Here is a 24,903-nt window from a genome sequence, read left to right as displayed (position 1 = left end):
CCGATGGCGGACCATATTGACAAGAACGAACGTTTCGAACAGGGCATGAAAACCCGCCGCTCCGTGCTCGGCGACGCCCATGTCGACCGCGCGCAAACCATGACGTCCGGTTTCGACCAGCCTTTCCAGCAGCTCATCACCGAAGCCGCCTGGGGCACGGTGTGGTCCGGCAATCACTGGACGAAGCGCGAGCGCTCGATGGTCACCATCGCCCTGCTCGCCGCACTCGGGCAGGACGAAGAGCTGGCCATGCATGTGCGCGCCACCGCCAATACCGGCGCCACCGAGGCGGATATTCGCGAGGCGCTGCTGCATGTGGCGATCTATGCCGGCGTGCCCGCCGCCAATCACGCTTTCAAAATCGCCAAGCTTGCCCTGGCCAGCATGAAAGCCGATAGTTCCCGTGATAATTCTGGCACTGATAATTCTGGCGATGAGGAGGAGACGAAATGAGCAACCAGCCGCCGGAAACCGGACCGTTCTTCGCGCGCAACCGCGACATCCATCCACTCGCCTATGCGCCCGGCTACAAAACCTCGATCCTGCGTTCGCCGCAGCGCGCGCTGATTTCGCTGGAAGGCACCAAGAGCGAAATCACCGGCCCGGTCTTCGGCCATGGCATGCTGAACCCGCTGGATAACGACCTCATCCTCAACTATGCCCGCCCCGGCGAAATGCCGGTCGGGCCACGCATTCTGGTGCACGGCCGGGTGCTGGACGAGCGCGGCCGCGGCGTGGATGGCGCGCTGGTGGAATTCTGGCAGGCCAATGCCGGCGGCCGTTACCGCCACAAGAAGGAAAGCTACCTCGCCGCCATCGATCCGAATTTCGGCGGCGTCGGCCGCACGATCACGGATGAGAACGGCTATTACTGGTTCAAGACCATCCAGCCCGGCGCTTATCCCTGGCCGAACGGCGTCAATGACTGGCGGCCGGCCCATATTCACTTCTCGGTCTTCGGCCACGGGTTCGCCCAGCGGCTCATCACCCAGATGTATTTCGAAGGCGACCCGCTGATCTGGAAATGTCCGATCGTCAAGACCATTCCGGACGAGGATGCGATCAGAAGACTGATCGCGCCGCTGGACATGAATGCGACGCTGCCGATGGACATGCTGGCCTACAAGTTCGATATCGTTCTGCGCGGCCGCCGCTCGACCCTTTTCGAAAACCGCATGGAGGGCAACTGACCATGGTTCAGCCGCTCAACTATCTCAAGGAAACCGCCTCGCAGACGGCAGGCCCTTACGTGCATATCGGCTGCACGCCGAATTTCGTCGGCATCGAAGGCGTGTTCGAGAAGGATCTCGGCTCCGGTCCGCTTTATAACGACAAGGCCCGCGGCGAACGCATCAGCGTGCGCGGCACGGTCTATGACGGTGCGGGCATCACGCTGAAGGACGCGCTGATCGAAATCTGGCAGGCCGATACCGACGGTTATTACAACAGCCCCAGCGAAACGCGGGGCAAGGCAGATCCGAATTTCATCGGCTGGGGCCGCTCGCCCGGCGACATGGATACGGGCGAATTCGTCTTCGAAACCATCAAGCCGGGCAAAGTGCCGTTCCGCGATGGCCGGCCGATGGCGCCGCACATCACCTTCTGGATCGTCGCACGCGGCATCAATATCGGCCTGCAGACCCGCATGTATTTCCCGGAAGAACAGGAGGCCAATGCCGCCGACCCGGTTCTTGCCCGCATCGAGCAGAAAAGCCGCATCGCCACGCTTGTCGCCCAAAAGGAGGAAGGCAACGTCTATCGTTTCGATATACGCCTTCAGGGCGAAGGCGAAACCGTGTTTTTCGATATCTGACGCATATCGCGCAAAAGAAAGCGAGACGGAAGATGAGCCTTTCCCCCTTCGAGCATCCGTTTTTGTCAGGCCTCTTCGGCGACAGCGAGATCGTCGAGCTGTTTTCGGCAAGAGCGGATATCGACGCCATGATCCGTTTCGAGACGGGGCTGGCGCAGGCGGAAGCGCAGGCCGGCATCATTCCCGAGGATGCGGCGGAAACGATCGTTTCGCGGCTTTCGGACTTTGCCGCCGATATGACCGCGCTTCGCCATGGCGTCGCGAAGGACGGCGTCGTGGTTCCCGAACTCATCCGGCAGATGCGCGCGGCGGTCGCCGGTCAGGCGGCGGAAAGGGTGCATTTCGGCGCCACCAGCCAGGATGTCATTGACACCAGCCTGATGCTGCGGCTGAAGGCTGCGACGGAAATCATCACCGCCCGGCTCGGCGGCCTGATCGATACGCTGGGAGACCTTGCCTCCCGCGACGGCCACAACCCGCTGACCGGCTATACCCGCATGCAGGCCGCCATCGGCATCACCGTCGCCGACCGTGCGGCGAGCTGGACCGCGCCGCTGGAACGCCACCTGCTGCGGCTCGAAAGTTTTGCGCAGAGCGGCTTCGCCCTGCAATTCGGCGGGGCGGCCGGCACGCTGGAAAAGCTTGGCGACAATGCCGCAGCGGTGCGTGCCGATCTCGCAAAACGGCTCGGCCTTGCCGACAGGCCGCAATGGCAGAGCCAGCGCGACGGCATCGCCGAATTCGCCAGTCTGCTCTCGCTGATCACCGGCGCGCTCGGCAAGTTCGGGCAGGATATTGCGCTGATGGCCGAACTCGGTGCGGAAATCCGCCTCTCCGGCGGCGGCGGATCCTCGGCCATGCCGCACAAACAGAACCCGGTCAATGCCGAAACGCTGGTGACGCTCGCACGCTTCAATGCCGTGCAGATATCCGCCCTGCACCAGTCGCTCGTGCACGAACAGGAACGGTCCGGCGCGGGCTGGATGCTGGAATGGCTGTCGCTGCCGCAAATGGTGACGGCAACGGGCGCCTCGCTGCTGATCGCCGGGCGATTGGCCGAGCAGATAGACAGGCTGGGTACAGGCGAAAACTAGCCGCAAGGCCGGTCGATTTCGTGTGCAAACTGGGTTTTCGGGCACTGCCGAACATCAGCCGGAGACGATGCGACGACGCGCGGGAAGTGATTGCGCTTTTCCGCATTAGTCATTGATAAAAAAGACTTTATTCAGAAATCCAGAAAATGAAAAAACAGCATGAAAGCTGCTTTTTAACCGGACATGCCGCTTGACACAAAAATGAACTAACTGGTACAAACATTATAATTAACAGCCTGCCGCCGACAGGGGTTTTGAAGCCTGCGGCGACAGTGAACGACAAATGGAGGGCTTTGGCGCCGCAAGGTTTCCAAAGCAATGCGGACAAGGCGAAACGCCTGTCCGGACCCGAACGGGTTGGGAGGAAGAATGTCTTACAGTCTCGATTTTTCGGCGGTCATAGACCGCCTTCCCGAGCTGCTTTTAGCCTGTCTGGCGACGATCGGCCTTGCGATTGCCGGCATGTCGCTCGCCACCGTCATCGGCGTTCTGGGCGTTGTCGCCCGCCGCTCGCGGTTCAAGCTGCTGCGCGGCCTCGTCATCGGTTTTGTGGAAACTATCCGCAACACGCCGTTTCTGGTGCAGATATTCTTCATCTTCTTCGCCCTGCCGCAGATCGGCATCAAGCTCAACCCGACGGTAACGGCCATCATCGCGCTGGCTCTGAACGGCGGCGCCTATGCGATTGAAATCATTCGCGGCGGGGTCGATTCCATTCCCAAGGGCCAGGTCGAGGCGGGACTTGCGCTCGGCCTTCACCGCGCGCAGATTTTCCGGCACATCATCCTGAAGCCGGCGCTGCGGGCGGTCTATCCCTCGCTCACCAGCCAGTTCATCATGCTGACGCTGACCACCTCGGTCTGCACCTCGATCGCCGCTTACGAGCTGACCTCGGTGGCGCAGAAGATCGAGGCGGATACCTTCCGGTCCTTCGAGGTCTATTTCTCGATCACGCTGCTTTATCTGGTCATTTCCTCGCTGATGATGGGCATTTTCTCGCTCATCTCCCGCGCATCCTTCAGCTATCCGGTCAAGTGAGGAAAAGACAATGGCATCCATCGGTCCCAACGAACTCTTCTTCCTGCTGCAAGGCCTGAAATGGACGCTTGCGCTGACCATCATCGGCTTTATCGGCGGCGGCGTCTTCGGCCTTTGCGTGGCGCTTGCCCGCGTCGCGGATAGCCCGGCGATCCAGCGCGCCAGCACCGGTTACATCGCCGTCTTTCAGGGCACGCCACTCCTGATGCAGCTTTTCGTGGTCTATTACGGCGTGGCGCTTGCGGGCCTCAATGTCGATGCCTGGATTGCGGTCGCCATCGCTTTTACGCTGCATGCCAGCGCCTTCCTCGGCGAAATCTGGCGCGGCGGCATTCAGGCGGTTCCGAAGGGCCAGACGGAAGCCGCCAATGCGCTCGGCCTGCATTACGTATCGCGCATGAAGGACGTGGTTCTGCCGCAGGCCTTCAAGATTTCGCTGCCGGCCACCATCGGTTTCCTCGTGCAGCTCATCAAGGGCACCTCGCTTGCGGCCATTGTCGGCTTCGTCGAGCTGTCGCGCGCCGGCCAGATCGTCTCCAACCAGACGTTCCGCCCGCTCACCGTCTTCGCCCTCGTCGGCGTCATTTATTTCCTGATCTGCTGGCCGCTTTCCCTGTGGGGCGCCAGCGTTGAAAAGCGGCTGCAGACCGCAACCCGCTAAGTCCATGAAGACCTCATCAGCTTTGTAAGGAGGAGCAAAAGATGAAAACCACCAGCATGAAATTCTCTCGTCGCGCCCTGCTCGCGCTCGCCGCGGCAACGGTTGCCCTGCCCTTCGTCGCACCGGTCGATGCTTTCGCCGGCACGGTGGAAGAGGCCAAGGCCAAGGGCAAGGTCGTCATCGGCATTCAGGGCGACAACTCGCCGTGGGGCTTCGTCAATTCCAGCGGTGTGCAGGATGGCCTCGATGCCGATATCGGCAAGGCCTTTGCCGATTATCTCGGCGTCAAGGTTGAGTTCGTACCGCTCGCCGTGGCGAACCGCATCCCGGCACTGCTGACCGGCAAGGTCGACCTCTTGTTCGCAACCATGGGCATGACGGCCGAACGCGCCAAGACCATTCAATATTCCAAGCCCTATGCCGGCAATGTGCTTTCCGTCTACGGCCCCAAGGACAAGAAGATCGGCGGTTATGACGATCTGACCGGTATCGCCGTCGGCGTTCCGAAGTCCAGCGCCATGGATACGGCAATCACCGCCGGCGCCGGCTCCAAGGCCAATATCCTGCGCTTCGACGATGATGCCGCCAATATTCAGGCGCTGATCTCAGGCCAGGTCGAGGTCGTCGGTGGCAACCAGTTCTACGGCGACCGCCTGAACAAGGCTGCCGAAGGCAAATATGAACCGAAATTCGACCTGACGACGCTCTACAACGGCGCCGGCACCCGCCCCGGCGAAAAGGACTGGAACGAAACCGTCAACGCCTTCCTCGACAAGATCAAGTCCGACGGCCAGCTCGCCAAGATCTACGACAAGTGGATGAAGCGCGAAGTCCCGGCCTTCCCGGACAGCCTGCCCGACATCCCGTTCACCGTGAAGTAACGGCGGATTCCGTCTGGATTTGGGAGGAGGAAACAATGAGAAGCTTGAAAACCCTGGCGGGTTGGCGAGCAACCTTTGCGGCGGGACTGGCGGCAGCTTTGCTGCCGGTTCTGACGCCGGTGGCGGCAGATGCGAGAACGCTTGACGAGGCAAAAGCCAGCGGCAAGGTCGTGATCGGTATCCAGGGCGATAATGCGCCCTGGGGTTTCATCAATTCCACCGGCGTTCAGGAGGGTTACGACGCCGACCTCGCAAGGGGATTTGCGGATTATCTGGGGCTGAAGGTGGAATTCGTGCCGCTTGCCGTCGCAAACCGCATCCCTTCGCTTCGCACCGGCAAGGTCGACGCCCTGTTCGCATCAATGGGAATGACGCCGGAGCGGGCGAAGAACGTGCAATATGCACAGCCCTACGCGCATAATGTCATGTCGGTCTATGCCACCAAGGACAAGAAGATCGCCGGTTTCGACGATCTGACCGGAATGACCGTCGGAGCGCCGAAATCCAGCCCGATGGACACGGCCTTGACCGCAGGGGCTGGCACCAAGGCGAATATCCTTCGCTTCGATGACGACGCCGCCACCATTCAGGCGATCCTGTCGGGCCAGATCGAGGCGATCGGTGGCAACCAGTTCTATGGCGACCGTCTCGCGGCTGCCGGCGGCAAGGATTACGAGGTGAAGTTCGACCTCGTGACCCTCTACAACAGCGCCGCCACACGCCCCGGCGAAAAGGACTGGAACGAAGCGCTGAACGCCTATCTGGACAAGATCAAGGCCAATGGCGACCTCGAAAAAGTCTACGCAAAATGGATGAAGCGCCCGGTGCCGCAGTTCCCGGCTTCGCTTCCCGACATTCCCTACACCGTCAACTAACACTGCTGCCAAAGCATGAAGGAAAGTTCCATGCCGCAATCCGCCGCTCAGGCTCCGCTGATCGCCCTTGAAGGGGTGGGAAAGTGGTATGGAGCCTTCCACGCGCTTAAAAACGTCAACATGACGGTTCGCAAAGGCGAAAAAATCGTTCTTTGCGGGCCGTCCGGTTCGGGCAAATCCACGCTCATCCGCTGTATCAACCATCTGGAGGAAATCCAGGAGGGCAAGATCACGGTCGAGGGAACGACGCTGTCGGATTCCAGCCGCGCCATCGATGCGGTTCGCCGCGAAGTGGGCATGGTGTTCCAGAGCTTCAATCTCTTCCCGCACAAGACAATCATGGAAAACTGCACGCTCGCGCCCATGCGGGTGAAGGGCGTGTCGAAAGCCGATGCGGAGGCGACGGCACGCAAATATCTGGAGCGCGTGCGCATTCTCAACCAGGCAGACAAGTACCCGGCCCAGCTTTCCGGCGGCCAGCAGCAGCGTGCGGCCATCGCCCGGGCGCTGTGCATGGAGCCGAAGGCCATGCTGTTCGATGAGCCGACCTCGGCGCTCGACCCGGAAATGGTCAAGGAAGTGCTCGACACCATGATCGGCCTTGCCCGCGACGGCATGACGATGATCTGCGTGACCCATGAAATGGGCTTTGCACGGCAGGTGGCCGACCGGGTGATCTTCATGTCGGAAGGCGAGATCATCGAGGAAGGCCCGCCGGAAGAATTCTTCCGCGATCCCAAGCACCAGCGCACGCGCACGTTCCTCGGCGAAATTCTCGCCCACCACTGAGGTTCGCGCGCTCTTAAGACAGGCGGGAATAATCCCGCCTCTCCCACACCGTCCGATGAGCGACACCTGACATGACAGAGAAAACATCCTTCAAGGTCGGCCTGATTGGCGCCGATATACAGCTTTCCAAATCGCCCGCGCTGCACATGCGCGAAGGGGCGGCGCACAGCCTCGATTATTCCTACGAGCTGGTGGATGTCACCGCCCGAAAGCTGCCGCCGAGCGCCCTTCCCGACCTGCTGGACGAGCTGGAAGCGCGCGGTTTTTCCGGCACCAACATCACCCATCCCTTCAAGCAGGCCGTTATTCCGCACCTGCACGAACTTTCGGACGATGCCCGCATGCTGGGCGCGGTCAATACGGTCGTCTTCCGGGATGGACGCCGCATCGGCCACAACACCGACTGGTACGGCTTTTACGAAAGCTTCGTGCGCGGCCTGCCGGATGCGCGGCGTGACCGGGCGCTTCTGGTCGGCGCGGGTGGCGCTGGCGTTGCGGTGGCCCATGCCGCATTGAAGCTCGATATCGCCCGTCTCGACATTCTCGACCGGGATTTCCCAAGGGCGGAGCAACTGGCCCGGGAACTCAATGCCCGCTTCGGCGAGGGCCGCGCACTTGCCGTCAAAGACCCCGCCGCCTCCCTGCCCTTTGCCGATGGCCTGATCCACGCCACGCCGATGGGCATGCCGGCCCATCCCGGCATGCCGGTTCCGGCCGATCTCATCGAACGGCGGCACTGGGTGGCCGATATCGTCTATATGCCGCTTGTCACCGAGCTATTGGCGACGGCGGCGAAAAAGGGGTGTCGCGCCCTGCCCGGCGGCGGCATGACGGTGTTTCAGGCCGTCGGCGCATTCCGCCTGTTCTGCGGCCGCGAGCCAAATGCCGGGCGCATGACGGCGCATTTCACCGAGCTTTGCATGGCGGAGGGCGTCGCATGAGCCTTTTCACTGTTCTGAACGGTCCCAACCTCAACCTGCTCGGCCAGCGCCAGCCGGAAATCTATGGTTATGAAACGCTCGCCGATATCGAGGCCAATTGCCGTGGGATCGCCGAAACCGCGGGCCACGATCTGTTTTTTGCCCAGAGCAACCGGGAATATGAGCTGATCGACTGGATTCACGAAGCCCGCGGCAAGTCCGCGGGCATTGTCATCAATCCCGGCGCCTTTACCCACACCTCGGTCGCAATCCTCGATGCGCTCAATACCTTCGAGGGGCCGGTAATCGAGGTGCATATTTCCAACATTCACAAACGCGAGGTTTTCCGGCACCACTCCTATATCTCGACCCGCGCCGAAGGCGTGATCGCCGGCCTCGGCGTCGATGGCTATGAGGTGGCGCTGCGCCACCTCATCAATCGCCTTTCCCGATCCGCGTAATATGCTCGGGCATCAGTACATAGCGCAGCAACATCTCCGCCACATGCGCCGACAGCGCTTCCTGGCCGGCCTCGCTAAAAAGCGTGTCGCCAAAATTGAACGAAAACGTCTCCGTGTTCGAGACGTTGTAAAAAGACAAAGCACTGATCTGCCAATGCAGTTCAAGAGCGTCCAATCCGGGCCGAAACACGCCGGCATCCTGCCCGCGCTTCAATATTCGGCGCATGATTTCAATGGCCGGTCGGTTGACGTTACGGATCGCTTCGGAAACCCTGATGTGCCTGCCGTGGTGAATGTTTTCCGTCATCACCATCCGCACGAAAGCGGGGTTGCGGCGGTGGTGCTCGAAGGTAAACCGACAGAGCTTCTCAAGTGCGGCGACCGGCTCGAGATCATCCAGCTCAAGACTGCCTTCGCCGCCGCGCACCTGCGCATAGGCTTCCTCCAGCACGCGTTTGTAAAGGCCTTCCTTGTCGCCGAAATAATAATAGATCATGCGCTTGGACGTGCGCGTGCGCGCCGCAATCTCATCGATCCGGGCGCCCGACAGGCCATTCTGCGAAAATTCCTCCATCGCGACGGAAAGAATATCCCGGCGCACCCCTTCCGGATCGCGCTTCGCCTGCCGGGTATCGCGGGTGCCTTTGGAGGTCGTGCTTTTGCTCATGCTTCATTCCCTGGACGGGGCTGGCCTCTGGCTGCGTCCCCTTTATTAACCAATCAGTACATAAGGCTGAAAAGGAAGGCAATATGGCGAGCTATGACACGATAAGACACGGCATGCCAATGCGCACATCCATTGCAACCGTATCGATCAGCGGCGAATTCCCCGAAAAGCTGGCGGCCATCGCCAAAGCGGGGTTTTCGGGCGTTGAGATTTTCGAAAACGATTTCCTGACCTACGACGCCTCGCCGCGCGAGGTGAAGGCCTTGGCCGCCGATCACGGGCTGGATATCACCCTTTTTCAGCCGTTCCGCGATTTCGAGGGCATGCCGGAGCCGCACCGGAGCCGCGCTTTTGAAAGGGCCGAGCGCAAATTCGACATCATGGGCGAACTCGGTACCGACCTGATGCTGATCTGCTCAAATGTCTCACCGGTCTCGCTCGGCGGCATCGACCGCGCCGCCGCCGATTTCCATCAGCTTGGCGAGCTTGCGGCAAAACATGGCGTGCGCGTCGGTTACGAGGCGCTGGCCTGGGGCCGCCATATCAGCGATCACCGCGACGCCTGGGAGGTGGTGCGCCGCGCCGATCACGCCAATGTCGGCATCATCCTCGATAGTTTCCACACGCTGTCGCGAAAGATCGATCCCAATTCGATCCGCTCCATTCCCGGCGACAAGATTTTCATCGTGCAGCTTGCCGATGCGCCGCTGATCGACATGGACCTGCTCTACTGGAGCCGCCACTTCCGCAACATGCCGGGCGAAGGCGATCTGCCGGTGGTGGATTTCATGCGCGCCGTGGCGGCAACAGGCTATAGTGGGCCGCTATCGCTCGAAATCTTCAACGACCAGTTCCGCGGCGGCTCGGCCCGGCTGCTGGCCGAGGATGGCCACCGCTCGCTCATCAACCTGATGGATCAGGTACGCCGTCTCGAACCCGATATCCGCATCGATGTGCCAGCCATGCCGGAACGGGTGGAGACGGAAGGGGTGGAATTCGTCGAATTCACCACGGCACCGGAAGAAAAACCCAATCTGGAAGCCCTTCTCGCCACGCTCGGCTTTGAAAACACCGCCCGGCACCGCAATCGCGATGTCGATCTTTATACGCAGGGCGATATTCGCATCGTCATCAATACCAGCGATGGCGGCGACAGTTTCGCAGGAGCCTCCTATTCCATCCACGGCACCAATGCCTACGCCTTCGGGCTGAAGGTGGATGATGCCGGGGCGGCCCTTGCCCGAGCAGAAGCGCTCGGCGCGCCCACCTTCGCCGAACCGCGCAAGTCAGGCGAAGTCGCCGTTCCCGCCATTCAGGGCGTGGGCAACGGCGTCATCTATTTCCTTGACGGTTCACCGGAGCTTTCCTCCATCTGGGACAATGAATTCGTACCCACGGAAGGCCGAACGCCGAAAGGCGATGCCGGCCTCAGGCGGATCGATCATCTTGCGCAAACAACGCATTACGATGAAATGCTGACCTGGCTTTTATTCTACACCTCGCTGTTTGCAACGCGGCGCACGCCGATGATCGATGTGGTCGATCCGGGCGGGCTGGTGCGCAGCCAGGCGATTGAAAGCGTGCCCTCGCCGCATTTCCGTCTGACCATGAACGGTGCGGACAATCGCAAGACTTTCGCCGGCAAATTTCTGGCCGAGGGCTTCGGCACCAGCATCCAGCACATCGCGTTTGCCACCGACGATATCTTCGCCACAGCAAAAGCCCTGCAGGCGCGCGGTTTCCACGCCCTGCCGATCTCGCGCAATTATTACGACGATCTGGAAGCCCGTTTCGGGCTGGAGCCGGAGTTTTCCGATGCGCTGCGGGCCGCGAGCATTCTTTACGACCGCGACGACAATGGTGAATATTTCCAGATCTACAGCCGCACCTTCGGCGAGGGTTTCTTCTTTGAAATCATCGAAAGACGCGGAGCTTATGGCGGTTATGGCGCGATGAACGCGCCCTTCCGCATCGCCGCGCAACGGCGGCTTGCGCCGCCGGTCGGCATGCCGAAGGAATAAATCCCGGCACCGAAATACGATCAGGCCGCGGCCGGCAGGAATGCCTCTGCGGCCTGTTTTCATTCACGCCAATGTCGTTATCTCATAGTCGCGTGGAATGGCGGAAGTTGCCGTGAACCACTCGGACGCCCGTGTCCGCTGCTGATGGAAATCGAAGGCGGCACGGTCGGCAAAAAGCTCCTCCACCTGCCAGATCAGGGGATCGTCTGTCTCGGAAACCTCGAAGGAAAGACAGCCGGGTTCCGCTCTGGTCAGACGCAGATGTTCGGGAAGGTGGCGTCGCACCAGCTCGACATCATCCTTGGACAAGCACCGTAAAAAGCCCCTCAGCCTGACTGCACCTGCCTTGTTGTTCATGCCCGGCATTCCCATTCCTCATCGCTCTTCCGAAAGGTTTTTAGCGACAATAATCGTGGAATACACGCATCATTGCGAAGCATTCTTCAGGAATGCGCGCTCAAAATCGGTGCAGCTGCGCATTTGTAGAGCAGTACACAAAAATTGTTCAACACTCTGGACATGATTGTTCGGTTTTGTTAGCTTTTTCGCAAAACAAGGGTGGGGAATTAGAGCTACATGCGCATCGTCGAATCTGCGGCCGACGCAAATCATCCGGCCGGTACCGATGAGGTTGCCTGCGGCGCTTCGGTGACAACGAATGTGCCGTGTCCGCGGGCGACAGCCAATGCGCGTTCCGCTGGCAAAGCGGCCTGAAGACATGCAGTTCTTCGCGAAATCCCCGTTCCTGCCCGTGGCGTCGCCCAGAACGCGCCTGCCCGAGACATTTTCCCCTTCCTCATTTTCACATGGCCGCGCCAGCTTTGCCGCGCAGGCCACGCCGGAGACGCTGACATGACTGCCGCACCCGCAAACGCCCTCCTCTCGGTCGAAGGCCTGAGCGTCGAGTTCGGCAATAGCCGCGTCGTGGACGATATCTCCTTCAGCGTCGAGCCGGGCCGCACTGTCGCGGTCGTCGGCGAGTCCGGGTCGGGGAAATCGGTCACCTCGCTTTCCACCATGCGCCTTGCCGACATGATGGGCGCGACCTACCCCACCGGCAAAATCCTGTTTGAAGGCAAGGACTTGCTGAAGGCGTCTCAGAAAGAGATGCGCGCGATCCGCGGCAAGGAGATCGCCATGATCTTCCAGGAGCCGATGACCTCGCTCAACCCCGTCTTCACCATCGGCGACCAGATATGCGAAGTGCTTGTCCTGCATGAGAAGATGAGCAAGCAGGCAGCGATGGCAGAAGCACAGACGCTGCTTGAAATGGTGCGCCTGCCCGATGCCGCCGAGCTTCTGAAGCGATACCCGCACCAGCTTTCCGGCGGTATGCGCCAGCGCGTGATGATTGCCATGGCGCTCGCCTGCCGGCCGAAGCTTTTGATCGCCGACGAGCCGACCACGGCGCTTGACGTGACCATTCAGGCGCAAATCCTCAACATCATGCGCGACCTACAGAAGAAGCTCGGCATGGGCATGGTCTTCATTACCCACGATATGGGCGTGGTGGCGGAAATGGCCGATGACGTCGTCGTCATGTGGAAGGGCAAGAAGGTGGAGGAAGGTCCGGTCAAGGATATCTTCGCCAACCCGCAGCACCCTTACACGCGCGCCCTGCTTTCCGCTGTTCCGCGCCTCGGCAGCATGGAAGGCGAGGAGTTTCCCAAGCGGCTACCGCTCACCGTGTTGCAGGACGGCCAGCCGGTCGTGGTCGGCGAGGAGCGCGTGCAAAACACGGCGAAATACGACGCGAAGCCGCTTTTGTCGGTCAAGGACCTGTTTGTCCGCTTCGATATCCGCAAGAACCTGTTCGGCAAGGCGACGCACCGCCTCAGCGCCGTGCAGAAGGTCAGCTTCGATATTCACGCCGGCGAAACGCTGGCGCTGGTGGGCGAATCCGGTTCCGGCAAATCCACCATCGGCCGCACCATCCAGCAATTGCAGACGGCCATCTCGGGCGAAATTGCCTTCAATGGCCGCAGCTATTCTGAGATGTCGGCGGCGGAACGCTTCCGCATGCGTCAGGAAGTGCAATATATCTTCCAGGACCCTTTCGCCTCGCTCGATCCGCGCAAGACGGTCGGTTTTTCGATTGCCGAGCCGATCAACACCCATGGTTTGATCAATGATCAGAAAGCCGTAAAGCGGCGCGTGGATGAATTGCTGGAGCGTGTGGGCCTCTCCTCCGAACATGCCGCGCGTTATCCGCACGAGTTTTCCGGCGGCCAACGCCAGCGCGTCTGCATTGCCCGTGCGCTGGCTTCCGATCCGAAGCTCATCATTGCCGACGAGGCGCTGTCGGCGCTCGACGTCTCCATTCAGGCGCAGATCATCAATCTGTTCATGGATTTGCAGGCCGAGCGCGGGCTCGCCTATCTCTTCATCAGCCATGACATGGCTGTCGTGGAAAAGATGAGCCACCGCGTCGCCGTGCTTTATCTCGGCCAGATCATGGAGATGGGCAGCCGCCGGCAGGTCTTCGAAACACCGACGCATGATTATACGCGCCGCCTGCTTTCAGCGGTGCCGGTTGCCGATCCGACCATAGAGCGCCGCATCGCGATGATCGAAGGCGAAATTCCCAATCCCGTGCGCCGTGTTGGCGATGAGCCGGCCATTCTCGCCCATGAGGAAATCAATCCGGGCCACTTCATCGCGAAGAGCGCCTGAATAACAACCAGAACCACAACCATCTGAAGAGGAACAGGTAGATGACAATGATAAAGAAGGGGATGACGACAACGTTCGTCGCGCTTGCCATGGCCGCAACGGCCTTGACCGCCGCACCGGCTCTTGCCGCCGGCAAGATGACCATTTCCAGCCCGCAGGACCCGGGCAGCTGGGATCCGATCGACACTTTCCTCGTGCAATGGGCTGCCGTCGCCACCAACATTTTTGATGGCCTCACCTATCGCGGCCCGGACCTGAAACTCGTGCCCGGCCTTGCCGAATCCTGGGAAGAGCTGGATGAGGGCAAGCGCATCCGCTTCAAGCTGCGCCAGAACGTCAAGTTCCACAATGGCGAGCCCTTCAACGCCGCCGCGGTCAAGTTCACCTTTGAGCGCCTTCTCGGCGAACAGGGTGCCAAGGGCCCGCAGCGCTCTAACTATGTCGCCATCGAAAGCGTTGATGTCATCGATGATTACACCGTCGACATGAAGCTGAAGGCGCCGGATCCGGTGCTGCTGACCAAGCTTGCCGGTTATGGCGGCATGATCGTTCCGCCGAAGTACATTCAGGAAAAGGGCGAGGACAACTTCAACCTCAACCCGGTTGGCACCGGCGCGTTCAAATTCGTTTCCTACGCACCAAAGACCAACATCAAGCTGGAGGCCAACGCCGACTACTGGGGCGGTGCGCCAAAACTCTCCGAGCTTGAATATCGCTTCATCGCCGAGCCCGCGACCGCCGTTGCCGAATTGCAGGCCGGCCGCGTGGATCTCGTCATTCCGCCCACCATCCCGATTGGCATGATCCCGGTCATCGAAGGCGATTCCAAGCTTGAGATCGTCAGCGTTCCCGGCCCGACGGTCGATGCGCTGCGCTTCAACACCCGTGATGGCATCACCGCCGATCCGAAGGTGCGCAAGGCCATCATCATGGCGGTCGACCGCGGCACCATCGTCAAGTCGATCCTTGCCGGCCAGGCATCGGAAATCGCGAGCTTCCAGAGCGCGCTGTCCTTCGGCTACGACCCGGAACTGAAGCCGCTGCCTTACGATCCGGAAGGTGCAAAGAAGCTGCTCGCGGAAGCCGGCGTCAAGCCGGGTGCGGCGCTGCAGATCGACATCCGCGGCAATGACGCGACGATGAACGAGGTGGCGCAGGTCATTTCCAGCTACCTCTCCATGGTCGGCATCACCGCCACCATCAAGCCCTATGAAACCAACGTGCTGCTGAACGACATCATCCCGCAGGGCAAGACCGGCGCGATGTTCCAGCAGAAATGGGGCGGCTGGACCTTCGATTACGACAACACGGCCTATTCCATGTATCACTCGGGTGAAAAGTGGAACCCTTACGACAAGGACGAAAAGCTGGACAAGCTGCTGGAATCCCAGCGTCCGCTGACCGACCGTGCCGAGCGTGAAAAGATCCTCAAGGAAATCGGCAGCTATACCGCCGAACGCGCGCTGGAAATCCCGCTTTACAACACCAATGCCATTTACGGCATCAACAAGCGGGTCAAGGGTTTCGTCGCACCGCCGGATAACCGCCTGAAGCTGACCGACGTGACCGTCGAATAAGCTGGTTGATCCTCTCATAAGTCGCCTTGCCCGCCACGCGCGGGCAAGGCAGAACTTCTCTTCAAGGTAAAAAACGTGGCCGGTTTCCTCATCAAGCGATTGCTGCAGGCGATTTTTGTCGTCATTGCCATCACCCTTCTCGTTTCCTTCGCCATCCGCCTCACGGGTGACCCCGCTGTCACCATGTTCCAGGGCGGCGGCAGCATGACGGAAGACGATCTGGCGCGCATCCGTGCGGCGCTCGGCACCGACCGGCCGTTCTTCGTGCAATATTTCAGCTTCCTGAAGGGCCTCGTGACGCTCGATTTCGGCCGCAGCTTCACCGGCAGCACGCCGGTCTCGCGCCTCATTGCCGATGCCCTGCCCGCAACGCTGCTTCTCGCCTTCATCTCCATGGCGGTGTCAATTGCGCTTTCCATTCCGCTCGGCATCAAGGCGGCGACCTCGCGCGGCAAGACGGCCGATCAGGTGATCCGCATCTTCTCGCTCGTCGGTCTGTCCTTCCCGAATTTCTGGCTGGCCACGATGCTCGTGCTCCTGTTCTCCATCACGCTCGGCTGGCTGCCGCCCAGCGGCATGGGTGGTTTTGCGAGCTACATCATGCCCGCGGTCACCATGGGCGTCATCCTGACGGCCACCAATGTGCGACTGGTGCGCACGGCCATGCTTGATACGCTGCGCTCTCAATACGTGATGGTCGCACGCGCCAAGGGGCTGAGCGAAAACAAGGTTCTCTACAAACACGCGCTGCGCAACTGCGCCATTCCGCTCATCACCTATTTCGGCCTGCAATTCGGCGGGCTGCTCGGCGGCATCGTCGTCATTGAGCGCGTCTTCAACTGGCCGGGTCTCGGCACGCTGGCTTTCGATGCGGTCGGCGCGCGTGACTATCCCGTGCTTCAGGCCGTCATCACCGTGCTGTCGCTGATGATCGTCGGCATCAACCTTCTGGTCGATATCGCCTATGGGCTTGTCGATCCGCGCATCCGCACGGAGTAAGTGACGATGGCTGCCAAAACCTCGCGTCTCGCGCGCTTCACCAATCTCGAATTCGTCCTCGGCGCGTTCCTCACGACAGTCATCTGCCTTGCCGTCGTCTTTTCCGACGTGCTGTTTCCGGGCGGTGCGGACAAGATCGACCTGATGGCCCGCCTTGCCAAACCCTTCGCCAATGCCGCCCATCCGCTCGGCACCGATCCGCTGGGCCGTGACGTGCTCGCCCGCGTCGTCGCCGGCGGCAAGATTTCGCTGCTGGTCGGTTTCACCTCGGTTATCGGCGCGGTCATCTTCGGTGTCGCGGTTGGGCTGGTGGCCGGTTATTATCGCGGCTTCTGGGATATGCTGGTCATGCGCTTTGCCGATATCCAGCTCGCCATGCCCTTCATTCTGCTCGCCATCACCTTCATCGCCATTGTCGGCGGCAGCCTCACCAACACCATCATCCTCCTGATCGTGTCGCAATGGGTGCAGTATGCCCGCCTCGTGCGCGGCTCGGTGCTGACGCTGCGGGAGCGGGAATTCATCCTTTCCGCCCGCGCTATCGGCGTGAAGGACTGGCGCATCATTCTCCAGCATCTGCTGCCGAATCTCATCGGCCCCGTCATCGTGCTGATGACGCTCAATGTCGCCAACAACATCCTGTTGGAAAGCAGCCTCACCTTCCTCGGCCTCGGTGTCGATCCGACCATTCCGAGCTGGGGCGGCATGCTGGCGGATGGACGGACCTATCTGCAAACCGCATGGTGGGTCAGTGTCTTCCCGGGTCTTGCTATCCTTCTGACGGTGCTTGGCCTCAACCTTCTCGGCGACTGGCTGCGCGACAGCCTCGACCCCACCGGCAGAACCTCGAGGTAACAGCGATGAGCCAGATTTTCGACCAGACTTTCGAACGCACGCTGGATACGCTTCTCGCCAATGCCGAACCCGGCCAGTCCTTCGAGGCATGGAGCTTCGATGACGCCAAAAGCCGCCGCGAAGCCGAAAACCGGCTGAAGAAAAAAGGCGTCAGCGCCCGCATCCGCAGCGCCTACAAACCGCTTCTCTTCACCTTTATGGAAGAGATCAATCTGGATGGCGTCGACACCATAGAGGTGCGATACCCCGTACACGCCAACGCCCCCGCCAATCGTTTCCGGCTGGAAGCCTATCCGCTGGCGGCTCTGGTGGGCGATGCGAAAATCGACTTCGTCGCCCGGAACGACGACGCCTTCCATTATGATGTTACCCTGAGCCGCAACGGCAAGAAGGAAACCCTGAAGATTCTGGCGCCAAACCGGGTGCACACCGATATCGTCGGCGAAACCAATGTTTCGCCCACGGGCTGGTTCCGGCTTGCCGGCGATGCTGTGGGTGAGCGGCTAGAGACGGATTACGAACGGCTTTTTCAAGCGGCGATCCATGCCGTCGCCAACCATGGCTGGGGCGATGAAGAGCCCTATTTCGAAGAACTGAACATCCGCGTCGCGCATCCGGCCGAAGATTTGCCACTTGCCCTCGGCGATGAGGTCGTCAGCCTGCGCGAAGCCCTGCATGAGGATTTCTATTTCTCGCTCTTGGAGTTCTTCCAGAAGAAGTCCGGCCGGCCGCTGGGTGACCGGGGACTGAAGCCCGGCCAGATCGTACCGGAAATCGTCAAAAGCGAGGGCGAAGTCTCCGTCCGCATCGAGGCCCGCACGCTCACCACAGCCTTTCTCGATGGCCGTGAACAGCCGATCGATACGGCCAGCGAACCGGTCGCGGCAGGCCAGCTCGCGAAGCTGCTTGAAGAAATCGGCGGCGAGGCCTTCGAGGCCCGCTCCCGTTCCGGCCGTATTCTTGCCGCCCGTTATGTCGCCGGCAGCGATGCCGCAGTGATGATCAGCGGCGGCCAGCACCCCAATGAGACCACAGGCATCGTCGGCGCCATCCGCGCCGCCCGCAAACTCGCAGAGCGCAAGGGCGCGCATTTCACCATTTCGCCGCTGGAAAATCCTGACGGTTACGCCCTGCATCAGCGGCTGAGAGCCGACAATCCGCGCCATATGCATCACGCGGCGCGTTACACGGCGCTCGGCGACGATCTTGAATATCGCACGCGGGAGAATTCGGGTGTCCATCTCAACGAGAAGGCAATCCGTTTCAGGGCGCAGGAGATGAGCGGCGCCAGCCTGCATGTGAACCTGCACGGTTATCCATCCCACGAATGGACCCGGCCGCTTTCCGGTTATGTCCCGCGCAATTTCGCCATGTGGACACTGCCGAAGGGTTTCTTCCTCATCATCCGCCACCATGCGGACTGGGAAAGGCAGGCCGAAGCCCTGCTCGACCGGGTGACCCGCCATCTCGGCGCCATTCCCGGCCTGCTCGACTACAACAACCGACAGATCGCTCTTTATGAAATCCACGCCGGCGAAACCGGTTTCCGCATCATCAACGGCTTCCCGTGCCTGTCCTCCGTCGACGACCGCCACACCGTGCCGATGACGCTGATCACCGAATATCCGGATGAGACGATCTACGGCAACGACTTCATCACCGGCCACACCGCACAGATGGAAACGGTTCTCTCCGCCTATGATGCCTGGCAGGAGATTCTCGTCGGGGAAGTGGCCTGATATTGCGGGCCGCCCTCGATGGGCGGCCTATTTTCCCGCCGAACCGGCGAGTTTTTGGTCCCGCTGCTTCTGCAAAAGCCTCTTGCCCTTGCTCAGAATATGCAAATTAGCGGCATCAAGCTTGTTGTACCCGGCCTGAATAATATCAAGATCGGCAACGTGACCGATTGCTGCCAGCTCATGCATCACGTCGCCAATAGCGACATCGACACTCGGCTTTTGCAGGTTGACCACATCCTCCACCGCAGCGTGCATGCCTTGCGCGTCTCCGCCCATGACGTGATACAGCGCCAGCGCCTTGCGAAGAAATGCTTCGCGGCGCTCGATCTTATTGTTGAGTATACTTTCGCCAAGGCGATCCCGCATCAACTCAACAACTCTATTTTGATATTCGCCCATCAGACACCAAATAAAGTTCACAATATGCTTCGCGAGGCTACAAAAAATCCCCTTAGAACTGGTTAAGGCACGAGGCTTGCGCGGGTATGACCGTTATTTTCGAAACATGTCACAAAAGCTGGTTTTCATGACGAAGCATTTCGATACCACGTGCCGCGAAAACACCGGTCGCGATGGCTGCGGCGGCGCTATATAGTGAGAATCACGGGATGATCACTATTGTGCGATCTTACATGAGACAAACCCGGTGAGACGGGTATTGATAACCGTCAGGTTATTTATCACCCCCCTTATTTCATTTTACTTTGGCCACTGCACTCATCAATCTGGCAGTCTGGATCGGTGGATGGGAGCCACGGATCAATTGGGAGGAAATCATGAAATTACGGATCACCGCCGCCATCGCGGCCATCTGCTTCAGTACCGCCGCTTATGCCGAGACCATCAAGGTGGGCGTGGTCGGTCCGTTCTCCGGCCCCTTCGCGCTGCAGGGCAAGAACTTCAAGGCCGGCATTGACGCCTGGTTTGCCCTTCACGGCAACAAGGTCGGCGACGATACGGTCGAGGTCGTCTATCGCGATGTGCCGCAGGCCGATCCGGCGCAGTCCAAGGCGCTGGCGCAGGAGCTGGTGGTGAAGGAAGGCGTGCAATATCTCGCCGGCTTCTATTTCACCCCGGATGCGATGGCCGTCACGCCTTTGCTGAAGCAGGGCAACGTGCCGATGGTCATCATGAATGCCGCCACTTCGGCCATCGTGACGAAAAGCCCCTATGTGGTGCGCACCTCGTTCACCACCTGGCAGACCTCCACCCCCATCGCCAAAGTGGCCTTTGATGGCGGCGTGAAGAAGGTCATCTCGCTGGTCAGCGATTACGGCCCCGGCGTCGATGCCGAGAACGCCTTCAAGGCGGCCTTCACCGCCGCCGGCGGCGAGGTTGTCGAAAGCATCCGCATGCCGCTTTCCACCAATGATTTCAGCCCGATCATGCAGCGCGTGAAGGATTCCGGCGCGCAAGGCGTCTTCGCCTTCCTGCCGTCGGGCCCAACCACGCTCGGCTTCGTCAAGGCCTTCAACGATAACGGCCTGAAATCCGCAGGCGTCAAGCTCTTCGCGCCGGGCGATCTGACACAGGAATCCGACCTGCCGGCGCTCGGCGAAGCCGCGCTCGGCATGCAAACGACCTTCCACTACGCCGTCTCGCATGATTCCCCTGAGAACAAGACCTTCGTGGAGGCCGCCGCCAAGGCGATCGGCAACCCCAAGGAGCTCTCTTTCCCTTCCGTCGGCGCCTTTGACGGCATGTATGTCATCAGCAAGATGATCGAGGCTACTGGCGGCAAGCAGGATGCGGAAAAGGCGGTGGACGCGGTGAAGGGTCTTTCCTGGACAAGCCCGCGCGGCCCTGTCAGCATTGATCCGGAAAGCCGCCACATCACGCAGAACATCTATCTGCGCGAAGTGGCCAAGGGCGATGACGGAAATTATTACAACAAGGAAGTCCAGACCTTCGAAAAACAGGGCGATCCGGGCCTCGCCGCCGCGAAGTAACGGCAGCTTTTAAAAGACGTTGTCGGGCCGCCAATAGCGGCCCGTCTCCGGCCCGGATGGGCATTGCAGCACCGGGAGGAATTTTTCAGCATGCAGACGGTCTTCAGCATCCTTGTCGATGCGCTTGCCTATGGCATGGTCCTGTTCATCATCTCCATCGGCCTTTCGGTGACGATGGGGCTGATGCGGGTGGTCAATCTGGCGCATGGCGCCTTCGCCATGATCGGCGGTTATCTCGCCTCCTATGCCGCCCATGGCCTCGGACTCGGTTATGCCGTGGCGATCCTCGCCGCCATCGTCGGCACCATCGTCATCGCCATACCGCTTGAGCGTTTTCTCTATCGCCGCATCTATGGCGCGCCGGAGCTGACACAGGTGCTGATGACCATCGGCATCACGTTTTGCATCATCGGCATCGCCAATTTCGTCTTCGGCCCGACGCTGAAGACGATTCCGCTGCCGCAGCAGCTGGCCGGCCCCACCGATCTTGGCTTCCGCACCATCGCCACCCACCGCATCTTCGCCATTGCCTGCGGTCTGGCCGTTGCCGGTGCATTGTGGTTCACCTTCGAAAAGACCGCCTTCGGCATCAAGCTGCGCGCTGCTGTCGATAACGCCGCCATGGCGGCCGCACTCGGCGTTCGCACGGAGGTCATCTACGCCGTCAGTTTCGCCATCGCCGTCGGCCTTGCCGCCATGGGCGGCGTCATCGGCGCGGAATTGCTGCCGGTCGAACCCTATTATGCGCTGCGTTATATGGTGACCTTCCTCGTGGTTGTCTCGGTCGGCGGCGCGGGCTCCATTCCGGGCGCGCTGATCGCCTGTCTGCTGCTCGGCGCCATCGATACGACCGGGCGTTACCTCGTCCCCGAATATGGCGAATTCTTCTTTTACCTGGCGGTCATCGTGATCATCACGCTGTTCCCGCGCGGCCTTCTCGGAAGGGCGAAATGAGATGGCGGTGCTCATGAACGATGTGACTGAAACGGCAGAAATCCCGAAGGCGCGCTCGCCGCTGCGCACGCTGGCAGGGCCACTTCTCATCATTATTGCCGCCATTGCCGGTTATTACCTGTTTCCGGATAATCTGGCGCTTCTGACCCGCATCATCGCCATCGCGCTTCTCGTGCTGTCGATCGATCTCGTTACCGGCTATTGCGGTGTCGCGACACTTGGCCATGCCGCGCTCTTCGGCGCGGGCGCCTATGCCGCCGGAATTGCCGCCGCCCATTTCGAGATTACCGATCCGCTGCTGATGACCGTGATCGGCGCAGGCGCGGGCGGCGTTGCCGGGCTGGTCTCCGGCACGGTTCTCTTGCGCGCCCACGGCCTGCCGCAGCTCGTTCTTTCCATCGCCGTCATCCACCTGTTCCATGAGGCCGCCAACAAGGCATCGGGCTGGACGGGCGGCAGCGACGGACTTGCCGGCGTTTCCCCGGGCGCGCTGTTCGGCACCTTCGAATTCGATCTTTTCGGCCGCACCGCCTATATTTACGGCGTCTGTCTGCTGCTCGTCGTCTTCCTCGCCCTCAGGATCGTGGTCAACTCGCCCTTTGGCATGTTGTGCCGCGGCGTCAAGCAGGACAGCATCCGCATTCAGGCCATGGGCGGCGCCGTCAACGGCACGATTTTGAAGATGTTCGTCATATCGGGCATCGTCGCCGGCATTGGCGGTGCGCTGAATGCCATTTCCACCCAGGTCGTCGGTCTCGATAGCCTCAGCTTCACGCTTTCGGCCGAAGCGCTGGTCATGCTGGTGCTCGGCGGCGCGGGTTCCCTTTACGGCGCGCTGATCGGCACCGTCACCTTCATGTGGTTCGAAGATGTCGTTTCCGCCGCCAATCCGTTCCACTGGCTCACCATTGTCGGCCTGCTGCTGATTGCCGTCGTGCTTTTTGCGCCGCGTGGGCTTTATGGCGCGGGTGAGCAGATCATTGCGCGCATCCGTGGAGGTCGCAAATGAGCGCCATTTTTGAAGTCTCCGGCCTCAAGAAAAATTTCGGCGGCCTCGTCGTCACCAACAATGTCTCGCTGTCGCTTTCGCCGGGAGATCGCACGGTGCTGATCGGCCCCAATGGCGCCGGCAAGACGACCTTCGTCAATCTCGTCACCGGCAATATCAAACCCTCAGCCGGCACGGTGCGGATCGCCGGCGAGGACGTCACAAACCTCAGCGCCAGCCAGCGGGTGAAGCGCGGCCTTGTGCGCTCCTTCCAGGTGACCCGGCTGTTTCAGGACATGACGCCGGAGGAACATGTGGCGCTCGCCATTCTCCAGCGCGAAGGTAAAACCGGCCGGATTTTCGGCCGATACCGCGCCATGCCCTCGGTGATGAGCGAAGCACGCGACATTCTCGGCACGCTTGGCCTTCTGCCGCTTGCCGAAACAAGGGTGCGTGAAATCGCCTATGGCCAGCAGCGGCTGATCGAGATCGCGCTTGCCATGGCGCTTCGCCCGAAAATCCTCCTGCTCGACGAACCGGCCGCCGGCGTGCCCTCCACGGAAACGGCGCGCATCGAACAGGCGCTCGACCGGCTGCCGGCCGATCTCGCGATCCTGATGATCGAGCACGACATGGATCTGGTCTTCCGTTTCGCCAAGCGCGTGGTCGTTCTGGCCGCCGGCGCCGTCATCTTCGACGGTTCGCCTGATGATGTCACCAGCAATGCGGAAGTCCGCCAAGCTTATCTGGGAAGTTACGCCGATGCCCGCAGCGCCGCTTGAAATCGTCAACCTCACCGCCGGTTATGGCCCCACCCGCGTCATCGAGGGCCTGTCGCTTTCCGTGCCGTCGGGCTCGCGTTTCGCGGTTCTCGGCCGCAACGGCGTCGGCAAGACCAGCCTCTTCGCCACGCTGGCCGGCCAGACGAAACGTTTTGCCGGCGATATCCGCATCGGCGGGCAGGACATCGCCGCCCTTCCGAGTGCCGCCCGCGCCAAAGCCGGTCTCGGCTACGTGCCGCAGACGCGCGATGTGTTTCCCACCCTCACCGTCGAGGAAAACCTGTTCGTCGGCCTCAAGACCCGGCCGAAATCGGCCATCGAGGAAGCCTACACGCTGTTTCCGCGCCTGAAGGAGCGCCGCCGCAATCTCGGCTCGCAACTTTCCGGCGGCGAACAGCAGATGCTTTCCACCGCCCGCACGATTCTCGGCCAGCCGCGCGTGCTGCTTCTCGACGAACCGCTTGAAGGCCTCGCCCCAGTGATCTGCGAGGAGTTGATGGCCGCCTTCTCCAAACTGGCGCAATCGGGTGAAATGACCATTCTCCTCGTCGAACAGCGCATCCAGATGGCCATCGACTTCGCCGACCACGCCATCATCATGGAACGCGGGCGCATCGTCTGGGAAGGACCGTCGAGCGACCTTGCGGAAAACCCGGATATTATCGATACGCATCTTGGGGTTGGCGGGCTGCATTGAGCCAACGCATCGCCGTTGCGCGTTCATATATATAATCTCGTCATACCGGCCTTGAGCCGGTATCCAGCCACCCCAAGTCCTTGGGGTGAAAAGACTCTTTGCGCCGCGCAGACGCGCGCCGGCTGGCAACTGTATTGATGCATGTTGTTTCAAGCTGCTTGGAATGTGGTTTTATCCCTGAGCATGGCGTTTGCGATGACGAGCAGTTTGCGGGCGATGGCAATGATCATGACCTTGAACGGTTTGCCTTTGGCCTGCATGGCCTGAACCATGCGGGCGAATGGCGACTTTAACCGGTAGGCCACCAGCGCCGCCATGTAGAGGGCATCGCGAACGCGCTTTCGTCCGCCGCGGATATGGCGCTGGCCGCGGTGAATGCCGCTATCGGCATTGAAGGGGGCAAGGCCTGCAAGCGCCGCCATGCCGCCGGGCGAACTGTCGCCCAGTTCCGGCATGTGGGCCATCAGGGT

27 protein-coding genes are annotated in these 24,903 nt (G+C 60.7%); 23 read left to right on the top strand and 4 right to left on the bottom strand.

The window, feature by feature from the left end:
* The first annotated feature begins 3 nt into the window (after positions 1–3).
* From pcaC to aroQ, 11 genes are all read left to right on the top strand, one after another.
* Positions 4–453 (top strand): 4-carboxymuconolactone decarboxylase, encoded by a 450-nt coding sequence (gene pcaC, locus F3H58_RS12320; RefSeq protein WP_149742382.1) that lies wholly within the window; start codon positions 4–6, stop codon positions 451–453.
* A complete protein-coding gene (gene pcaH, locus F3H58_RS12315) occupies positions 450–1,190 on the top strand; it encodes a protocatechuate 3,4-dioxygenase subunit beta (RefSeq protein ID WP_003505508.1) in 741 nt (246 codons plus the stop codon). Before pcaC ends, pcaH begins: the two co-directional genes overlap by 4 nt.
* Positions 1,191–1,192: 2 nt before the next feature.
* The gene (pcaG, locus tag F3H58_RS12310; RefSeq protein ID WP_149742381.1) at positions 1,193–1,813 is read left to right on the top strand and encodes a protocatechuate 3,4-dioxygenase subunit alpha; all 621 of its coding nucleotides are present in this window, start codon (positions 1,193–1,195) and stop codon (positions 1,811–1,813) included.
* Between the two features lie 32 nt (positions 1,814–1,845).
* Positions 1,846–2,907: a 3-carboxy-cis,cis-muconate cycloisomerase gene (locus F3H58_RS12305; protein ID WP_149742380.1), complete on the top strand. Its 1,062-nt coding sequence runs from the start codon at positions 1,846–1,848 to the stop codon at positions 2,905–2,907.
* Positions 2,908–3,276: 369 nt separating this feature from the next.
* On the top strand, positions 3,277–3,945 hold the full coding sequence (locus tag F3H58_RS12300; protein WP_059758436.1) for an amino acid ABC transporter permease: 669 nt from the start codon (positions 3,277–3,279) through the stop codon (positions 3,943–3,945).
* 10 nt (positions 3,946–3,955) lie between these two features.
* Positions 3,956–4,606 carry an amino acid ABC transporter permease gene (locus tag F3H58_RS12295; protein WP_080853538.1) on the top strand — a complete coding sequence of 217 codons (651 nt, stop codon included), beginning with the start codon at positions 3,956–3,958 and terminating at the stop codon, positions 4,604–4,606.
* A gap of 41 nt (positions 4,607–4,647) precedes the next feature.
* Positions 4,648–5,487, top strand: a complete 840-nt coding sequence (locus tag F3H58_RS12290) for a transporter substrate-binding domain-containing protein (RefSeq protein ID WP_020810443.1) — start codon at positions 4,648–4,650, stop codon at positions 5,485–5,487.
* A 35-nt stretch (positions 5,488–5,522) separates the two neighbouring features.
* On the top strand, positions 5,523–6,362 hold the full coding sequence (locus F3H58_RS12285; protein ID WP_149742379.1) for a transporter substrate-binding domain-containing protein: 840 nt from the start codon (positions 5,523–5,525) through the stop codon (positions 6,360–6,362).
* A gap of 30 nt (positions 6,363–6,392) precedes the next feature.
* Positions 6,393–7,151 (top strand): amino acid ABC transporter ATP-binding protein, encoded by a 759-nt coding sequence (locus tag F3H58_RS12280; protein WP_149742378.1) that lies wholly within the window; start codon positions 6,393–6,395, stop codon positions 7,149–7,151.
* Positions 7,152–7,222: 71 nt separating this feature from the next.
* Positions 7,223–8,092 (top strand): shikimate dehydrogenase, encoded by an 870-nt coding sequence (locus tag F3H58_RS12275; protein WP_149742377.1) that lies wholly within the window; start codon positions 7,223–7,225, stop codon positions 8,090–8,092.
* Positions 8,089–8,532, top strand: a complete 444-nt coding sequence (gene aroQ / locus F3H58_RS12270) for a type II 3-dehydroquinate dehydratase (protein WP_149742376.1) — start codon at positions 8,089–8,091, stop codon at positions 8,530–8,532. The genes F3H58_RS12275 and aroQ overlap by 4 nt, the downstream gene beginning before the upstream one ends.
* Here aroQ and F3H58_RS12265 read toward each other — a convergent pair.
* A complete protein-coding gene (locus F3H58_RS12265; protein ID WP_020810447.1) occupies positions 8,507–9,199 on the bottom strand; it encodes a TetR/AcrR family transcriptional regulator in 693 nt (230 codons plus the stop codon). The two genes, aroQ and F3H58_RS12265, sit on opposite strands and share 26 nt — an antisense overlap.
* Positions 9,200–9,318: 119 nt before the next feature.
* Between F3H58_RS12265 and F3H58_RS12260 the strand changes: the two genes are divergently transcribed.
* Positions 9,319–11,220, top strand: coding sequence for a bifunctional sugar phosphate isomerase/epimerase/4-hydroxyphenylpyruvate dioxygenase family protein (locus F3H58_RS12260; RefSeq protein ID WP_149742536.1), 1,902 nt, complete (start codon positions 9,319–9,321; stop codon positions 11,218–11,220).
* A gap of 63 nt (positions 11,221–11,283) precedes the next feature.
* On the opposite strand, the gene F3H58_RS12255 is transcribed toward F3H58_RS12260, so the two are convergent.
* Positions 11,284–11,586 (bottom strand): putative quinol monooxygenase, encoded by a 303-nt coding sequence (locus tag F3H58_RS12255; RefSeq protein ID WP_142781375.1) that lies wholly within the window; start codon positions 11,584–11,586, stop codon positions 11,284–11,286.
* Positions 11,587–11,905: 319 nt separating this feature from the next.
* Between F3H58_RS12255 and F3H58_RS27230 the strand changes: the two genes are divergently transcribed.
* From F3H58_RS27230 to F3H58_RS12225, 6 genes are all read left to right on the top strand, one after another.
* On the top strand, positions 11,906–12,076 hold the full coding sequence (locus F3H58_RS27230; protein ID WP_188128896.1) for a hypothetical protein: 171 nt from the start codon (positions 11,906–11,908) through the stop codon (positions 12,074–12,076).
* Positions 12,073–13,893 (top strand): ABC transporter ATP-binding protein, encoded by a 1,821-nt coding sequence (locus F3H58_RS12245; protein WP_149742375.1) that lies wholly within the window; start codon positions 12,073–12,075, stop codon positions 13,891–13,893. The genes F3H58_RS27230 and F3H58_RS12245 overlap by 4 nt, the downstream gene beginning before the upstream one ends.
* A 41-nt stretch (positions 13,894–13,934) precedes the next feature.
* A complete protein-coding gene (locus F3H58_RS12240; protein WP_149742374.1) occupies positions 13,935–15,470 on the top strand; it encodes an ABC transporter substrate-binding protein in 1,536 nt (511 codons plus the stop codon).
* A gap of 75 nt (positions 15,471–15,545) precedes the next feature.
* Positions 15,546–16,469 carry an ABC transporter permease gene (locus F3H58_RS12235; protein WP_003519820.1) on the top strand — a complete coding sequence of 308 codons (924 nt, stop codon included), beginning with the start codon at positions 15,546–15,548 and terminating at the stop codon, positions 16,467–16,469.
* Between the two features lie 6 nt (positions 16,470–16,475).
* Positions 16,476–17,324, top strand: a complete 849-nt coding sequence (locus F3H58_RS12230) for an ABC transporter permease (protein ID WP_020811984.1) — start codon at positions 16,476–16,478, stop codon at positions 17,322–17,324.
* A gap of 5 nt (positions 17,325–17,329) precedes the next feature.
* Positions 17,330–19,063: a M14 family metallopeptidase gene (locus tag F3H58_RS12225; protein ID WP_149742373.1), complete on the top strand. Its 1,734-nt coding sequence runs from the start codon at positions 17,330–17,332 to the stop codon at positions 19,061–19,063.
* Positions 19,064–19,090: 27 nt separating this feature from the next.
* Here F3H58_RS12225 and F3H58_RS12220 read toward each other — a convergent pair whose 3' ends face one another.
* Positions 19,091–19,462, bottom strand: coding sequence for a hypothetical protein (locus tag F3H58_RS12220; protein WP_149742535.1), 372 nt, complete (start codon positions 19,460–19,462; stop codon positions 19,091–19,093).
* A 377-nt stretch (positions 19,463–19,839) separates the two neighbouring features.
* Here F3H58_RS12220 and F3H58_RS12215 point away from each other — a divergent pair, with 377 nt between their 5' ends.
* The 5 genes from F3H58_RS12215 to F3H58_RS12195 all read left to right on the top strand — a co-directional run bounded on the left by F3H58_RS12215 (position 19,840) and on the right by F3H58_RS12195 (position 24,433).
* Positions 19,840–21,012 carry an ABC transporter substrate-binding protein gene (locus F3H58_RS12215; RefSeq protein WP_003519825.1) on the top strand — a complete coding sequence of 391 codons (1,173 nt, stop codon included), beginning with the start codon at positions 19,840–19,842 and terminating at the stop codon, positions 21,010–21,012.
* Between the two features lie 90 nt (positions 21,013–21,102).
* On the top strand, positions 21,103–21,966 hold the full coding sequence (locus F3H58_RS12210) for a branched-chain amino acid ABC transporter permease (protein WP_149742372.1): 864 nt from the start codon (positions 21,103–21,105) through the stop codon (positions 21,964–21,966).
* Between the two features lies 1 nt (position 21,967).
* Complete coding sequence (locus F3H58_RS12205) at positions 21,968–22,975, top strand: branched-chain amino acid ABC transporter permease (protein ID WP_149742371.1); 1,008 nt, start codon at positions 21,968–21,970, stop codon at positions 22,973–22,975.
* Positions 22,972–23,736: an ABC transporter ATP-binding protein gene (locus F3H58_RS12200; RefSeq protein WP_149742370.1), complete on the top strand. Its 765-nt coding sequence runs from the start codon at positions 22,972–22,974 to the stop codon at positions 23,734–23,736. The genes F3H58_RS12205 and F3H58_RS12200 overlap by 4 nt, the downstream gene beginning before the upstream one ends.
* Complete coding sequence (locus tag F3H58_RS12195; RefSeq protein WP_020809642.1) at positions 23,717–24,433, top strand: ABC transporter ATP-binding protein; 717 nt, start codon at positions 23,717–23,719, stop codon at positions 24,431–24,433. The genes F3H58_RS12200 and F3H58_RS12195 overlap by 20 nt, the downstream gene beginning before the upstream one ends.
* 149 nt (positions 24,434–24,582) lie before the next feature.
* Here F3H58_RS12195 and F3H58_RS12190 read toward each other — a convergent pair.
* On the bottom strand, positions 24,583–24,903 hold a 321-nt coding region (locus F3H58_RS12190), incomplete at its 5' end, for a transposase (protein ID WP_149740832.1).

Origin of the sequence: Rhizobium sp. NFACC06-2, from assembly GCF_900101425.1 — a bacterium.
In the GTDB taxonomy this organism is placed as follows: domain Bacteria; phylum Pseudomonadota; class Alphaproteobacteria; order Rhizobiales; family Rhizobiaceae; genus Agrobacterium; species Agrobacterium leguminum.
This window is presented reverse-complemented; position numbering and strand designations above follow the sequence as displayed.

Excerpts from the sequence above, each read along its gene's own strand:
- pcaC (WP_149742382.1), top strand. The coding sequence starts at position 4 with ATGGCGGACCATATTGACAAGAACGAACGTTTCGAACAGGGCATGAAA.
- pcaH (WP_003505508.1), top strand. The coding sequence starts at position 450 with ATGAGCAACCAGCCGCCGGAAACCGGACCGTTCTTCGCGCGCAACCGC.
- pcaG (WP_149742381.1), top strand. The coding sequence starts at position 1,193 with ATGGTTCAGCCGCTCAACTATCTCAAGGAAACCGCCTCGCAGACGGCA.
- F3H58_RS12305 (WP_149742380.1), top strand. The coding sequence starts at position 1,846 with ATGAGCCTTTCCCCCTTCGAGCATCCGTTTTTGTCAGGCCTCTTCGGC.
- F3H58_RS12300 (WP_059758436.1), top strand. The coding sequence starts at position 3,277 with ATGTCTTACAGTCTCGATTTTTCGGCGGTCATAGACCGCCTTCCCGAG.
- F3H58_RS12295 (WP_080853538.1), top strand. The coding sequence starts at position 3,956 with ATGGCATCCATCGGTCCCAACGAACTCTTCTTCCTGCTGCAAGGCCTG.
- F3H58_RS12290 (WP_020810443.1), top strand. The coding sequence starts at position 4,648 with ATGAAAACCACCAGCATGAAATTCTCTCGTCGCGCCCTGCTCGCGCTC.
- F3H58_RS12285 (WP_149742379.1), top strand. The coding sequence starts at position 5,523 with ATGAGAAGCTTGAAAACCCTGGCGGGTTGGCGAGCAACCTTTGCGGCG.
- F3H58_RS12280 (WP_149742378.1), top strand. The coding sequence starts at position 6,393 with ATGCCGCAATCCGCCGCTCAGGCTCCGCTGATCGCCCTTGAAGGGGTG.
- F3H58_RS12275 (WP_149742377.1), top strand. The coding sequence starts at position 7,223 with ATGACAGAGAAAACATCCTTCAAGGTCGGCCTGATTGGCGCCGATATA.
- aroQ (WP_149742376.1), top strand. The coding sequence starts at position 8,089 with ATGAGCCTTTTCACTGTTCTGAACGGTCCCAACCTCAACCTGCTCGGC.
- F3H58_RS12265 (WP_020810447.1), bottom strand. The coding sequence starts at position 9,199 with ATGAGCAAAAGCACGACCTCCAAAGGCACCCGCGATACCCGGCAGGCG.
- F3H58_RS12260 (WP_149742536.1), top strand. The coding sequence starts at position 9,319 with ATGCGCACATCCATTGCAACCGTATCGATCAGCGGCGAATTCCCCGAA.
- F3H58_RS12255 (WP_142781375.1), bottom strand. The coding sequence starts at position 11,586 with ATGCCGGGCATGAACAACAAGGCAGGTGCAGTCAGGCTGAGGGGCTTT.
- F3H58_RS27230 (WP_188128896.1), top strand. The coding sequence starts at position 11,906 with ATGCGCGTTCCGCTGGCAAAGCGGCCTGAAGACATGCAGTTCTTCGCG.
- F3H58_RS12245 (WP_149742375.1), top strand. The coding sequence starts at position 12,073 with ATGACTGCCGCACCCGCAAACGCCCTCCTCTCGGTCGAAGGCCTGAGC.
- F3H58_RS12240 (WP_149742374.1), top strand. The coding sequence starts at position 13,935 with ATGACAATGATAAAGAAGGGGATGACGACAACGTTCGTCGCGCTTGCC.
- F3H58_RS12230 (WP_020811984.1), top strand. The coding sequence starts at position 16,476 with ATGGCTGCCAAAACCTCGCGTCTCGCGCGCTTCACCAATCTCGAATTC.
- F3H58_RS12225 (WP_149742373.1), top strand. The coding sequence starts at position 17,330 with ATGAGCCAGATTTTCGACCAGACTTTCGAACGCACGCTGGATACGCTT.
- F3H58_RS12220 (WP_149742535.1), bottom strand. The coding sequence starts at position 19,462 with ATGGGCGAATATCAAAATAGAGTTGTTGAGTTGATGCGGGATCGCCTT.
- F3H58_RS12215 (WP_003519825.1), top strand. The coding sequence starts at position 19,840 with ATGAAATTACGGATCACCGCCGCCATCGCGGCCATCTGCTTCAGTACC.
- F3H58_RS12210 (WP_149742372.1), top strand. The coding sequence starts at position 21,103 with ATGCAGACGGTCTTCAGCATCCTTGTCGATGCGCTTGCCTATGGCATG.
- F3H58_RS12205 (WP_149742371.1), top strand. The coding sequence starts at position 21,968 with ATGGCGGTGCTCATGAACGATGTGACTGAAACGGCAGAAATCCCGAAG.
- F3H58_RS12200 (WP_149742370.1), top strand. The coding sequence starts at position 22,972 with ATGAGCGCCATTTTTGAAGTCTCCGGCCTCAAGAAAAATTTCGGCGGC.
- F3H58_RS12195 (WP_020809642.1), top strand. The coding sequence starts at position 23,717 with ATGCCCGCAGCGCCGCTTGAAATCGTCAACCTCACCGCCGGTTATGGC.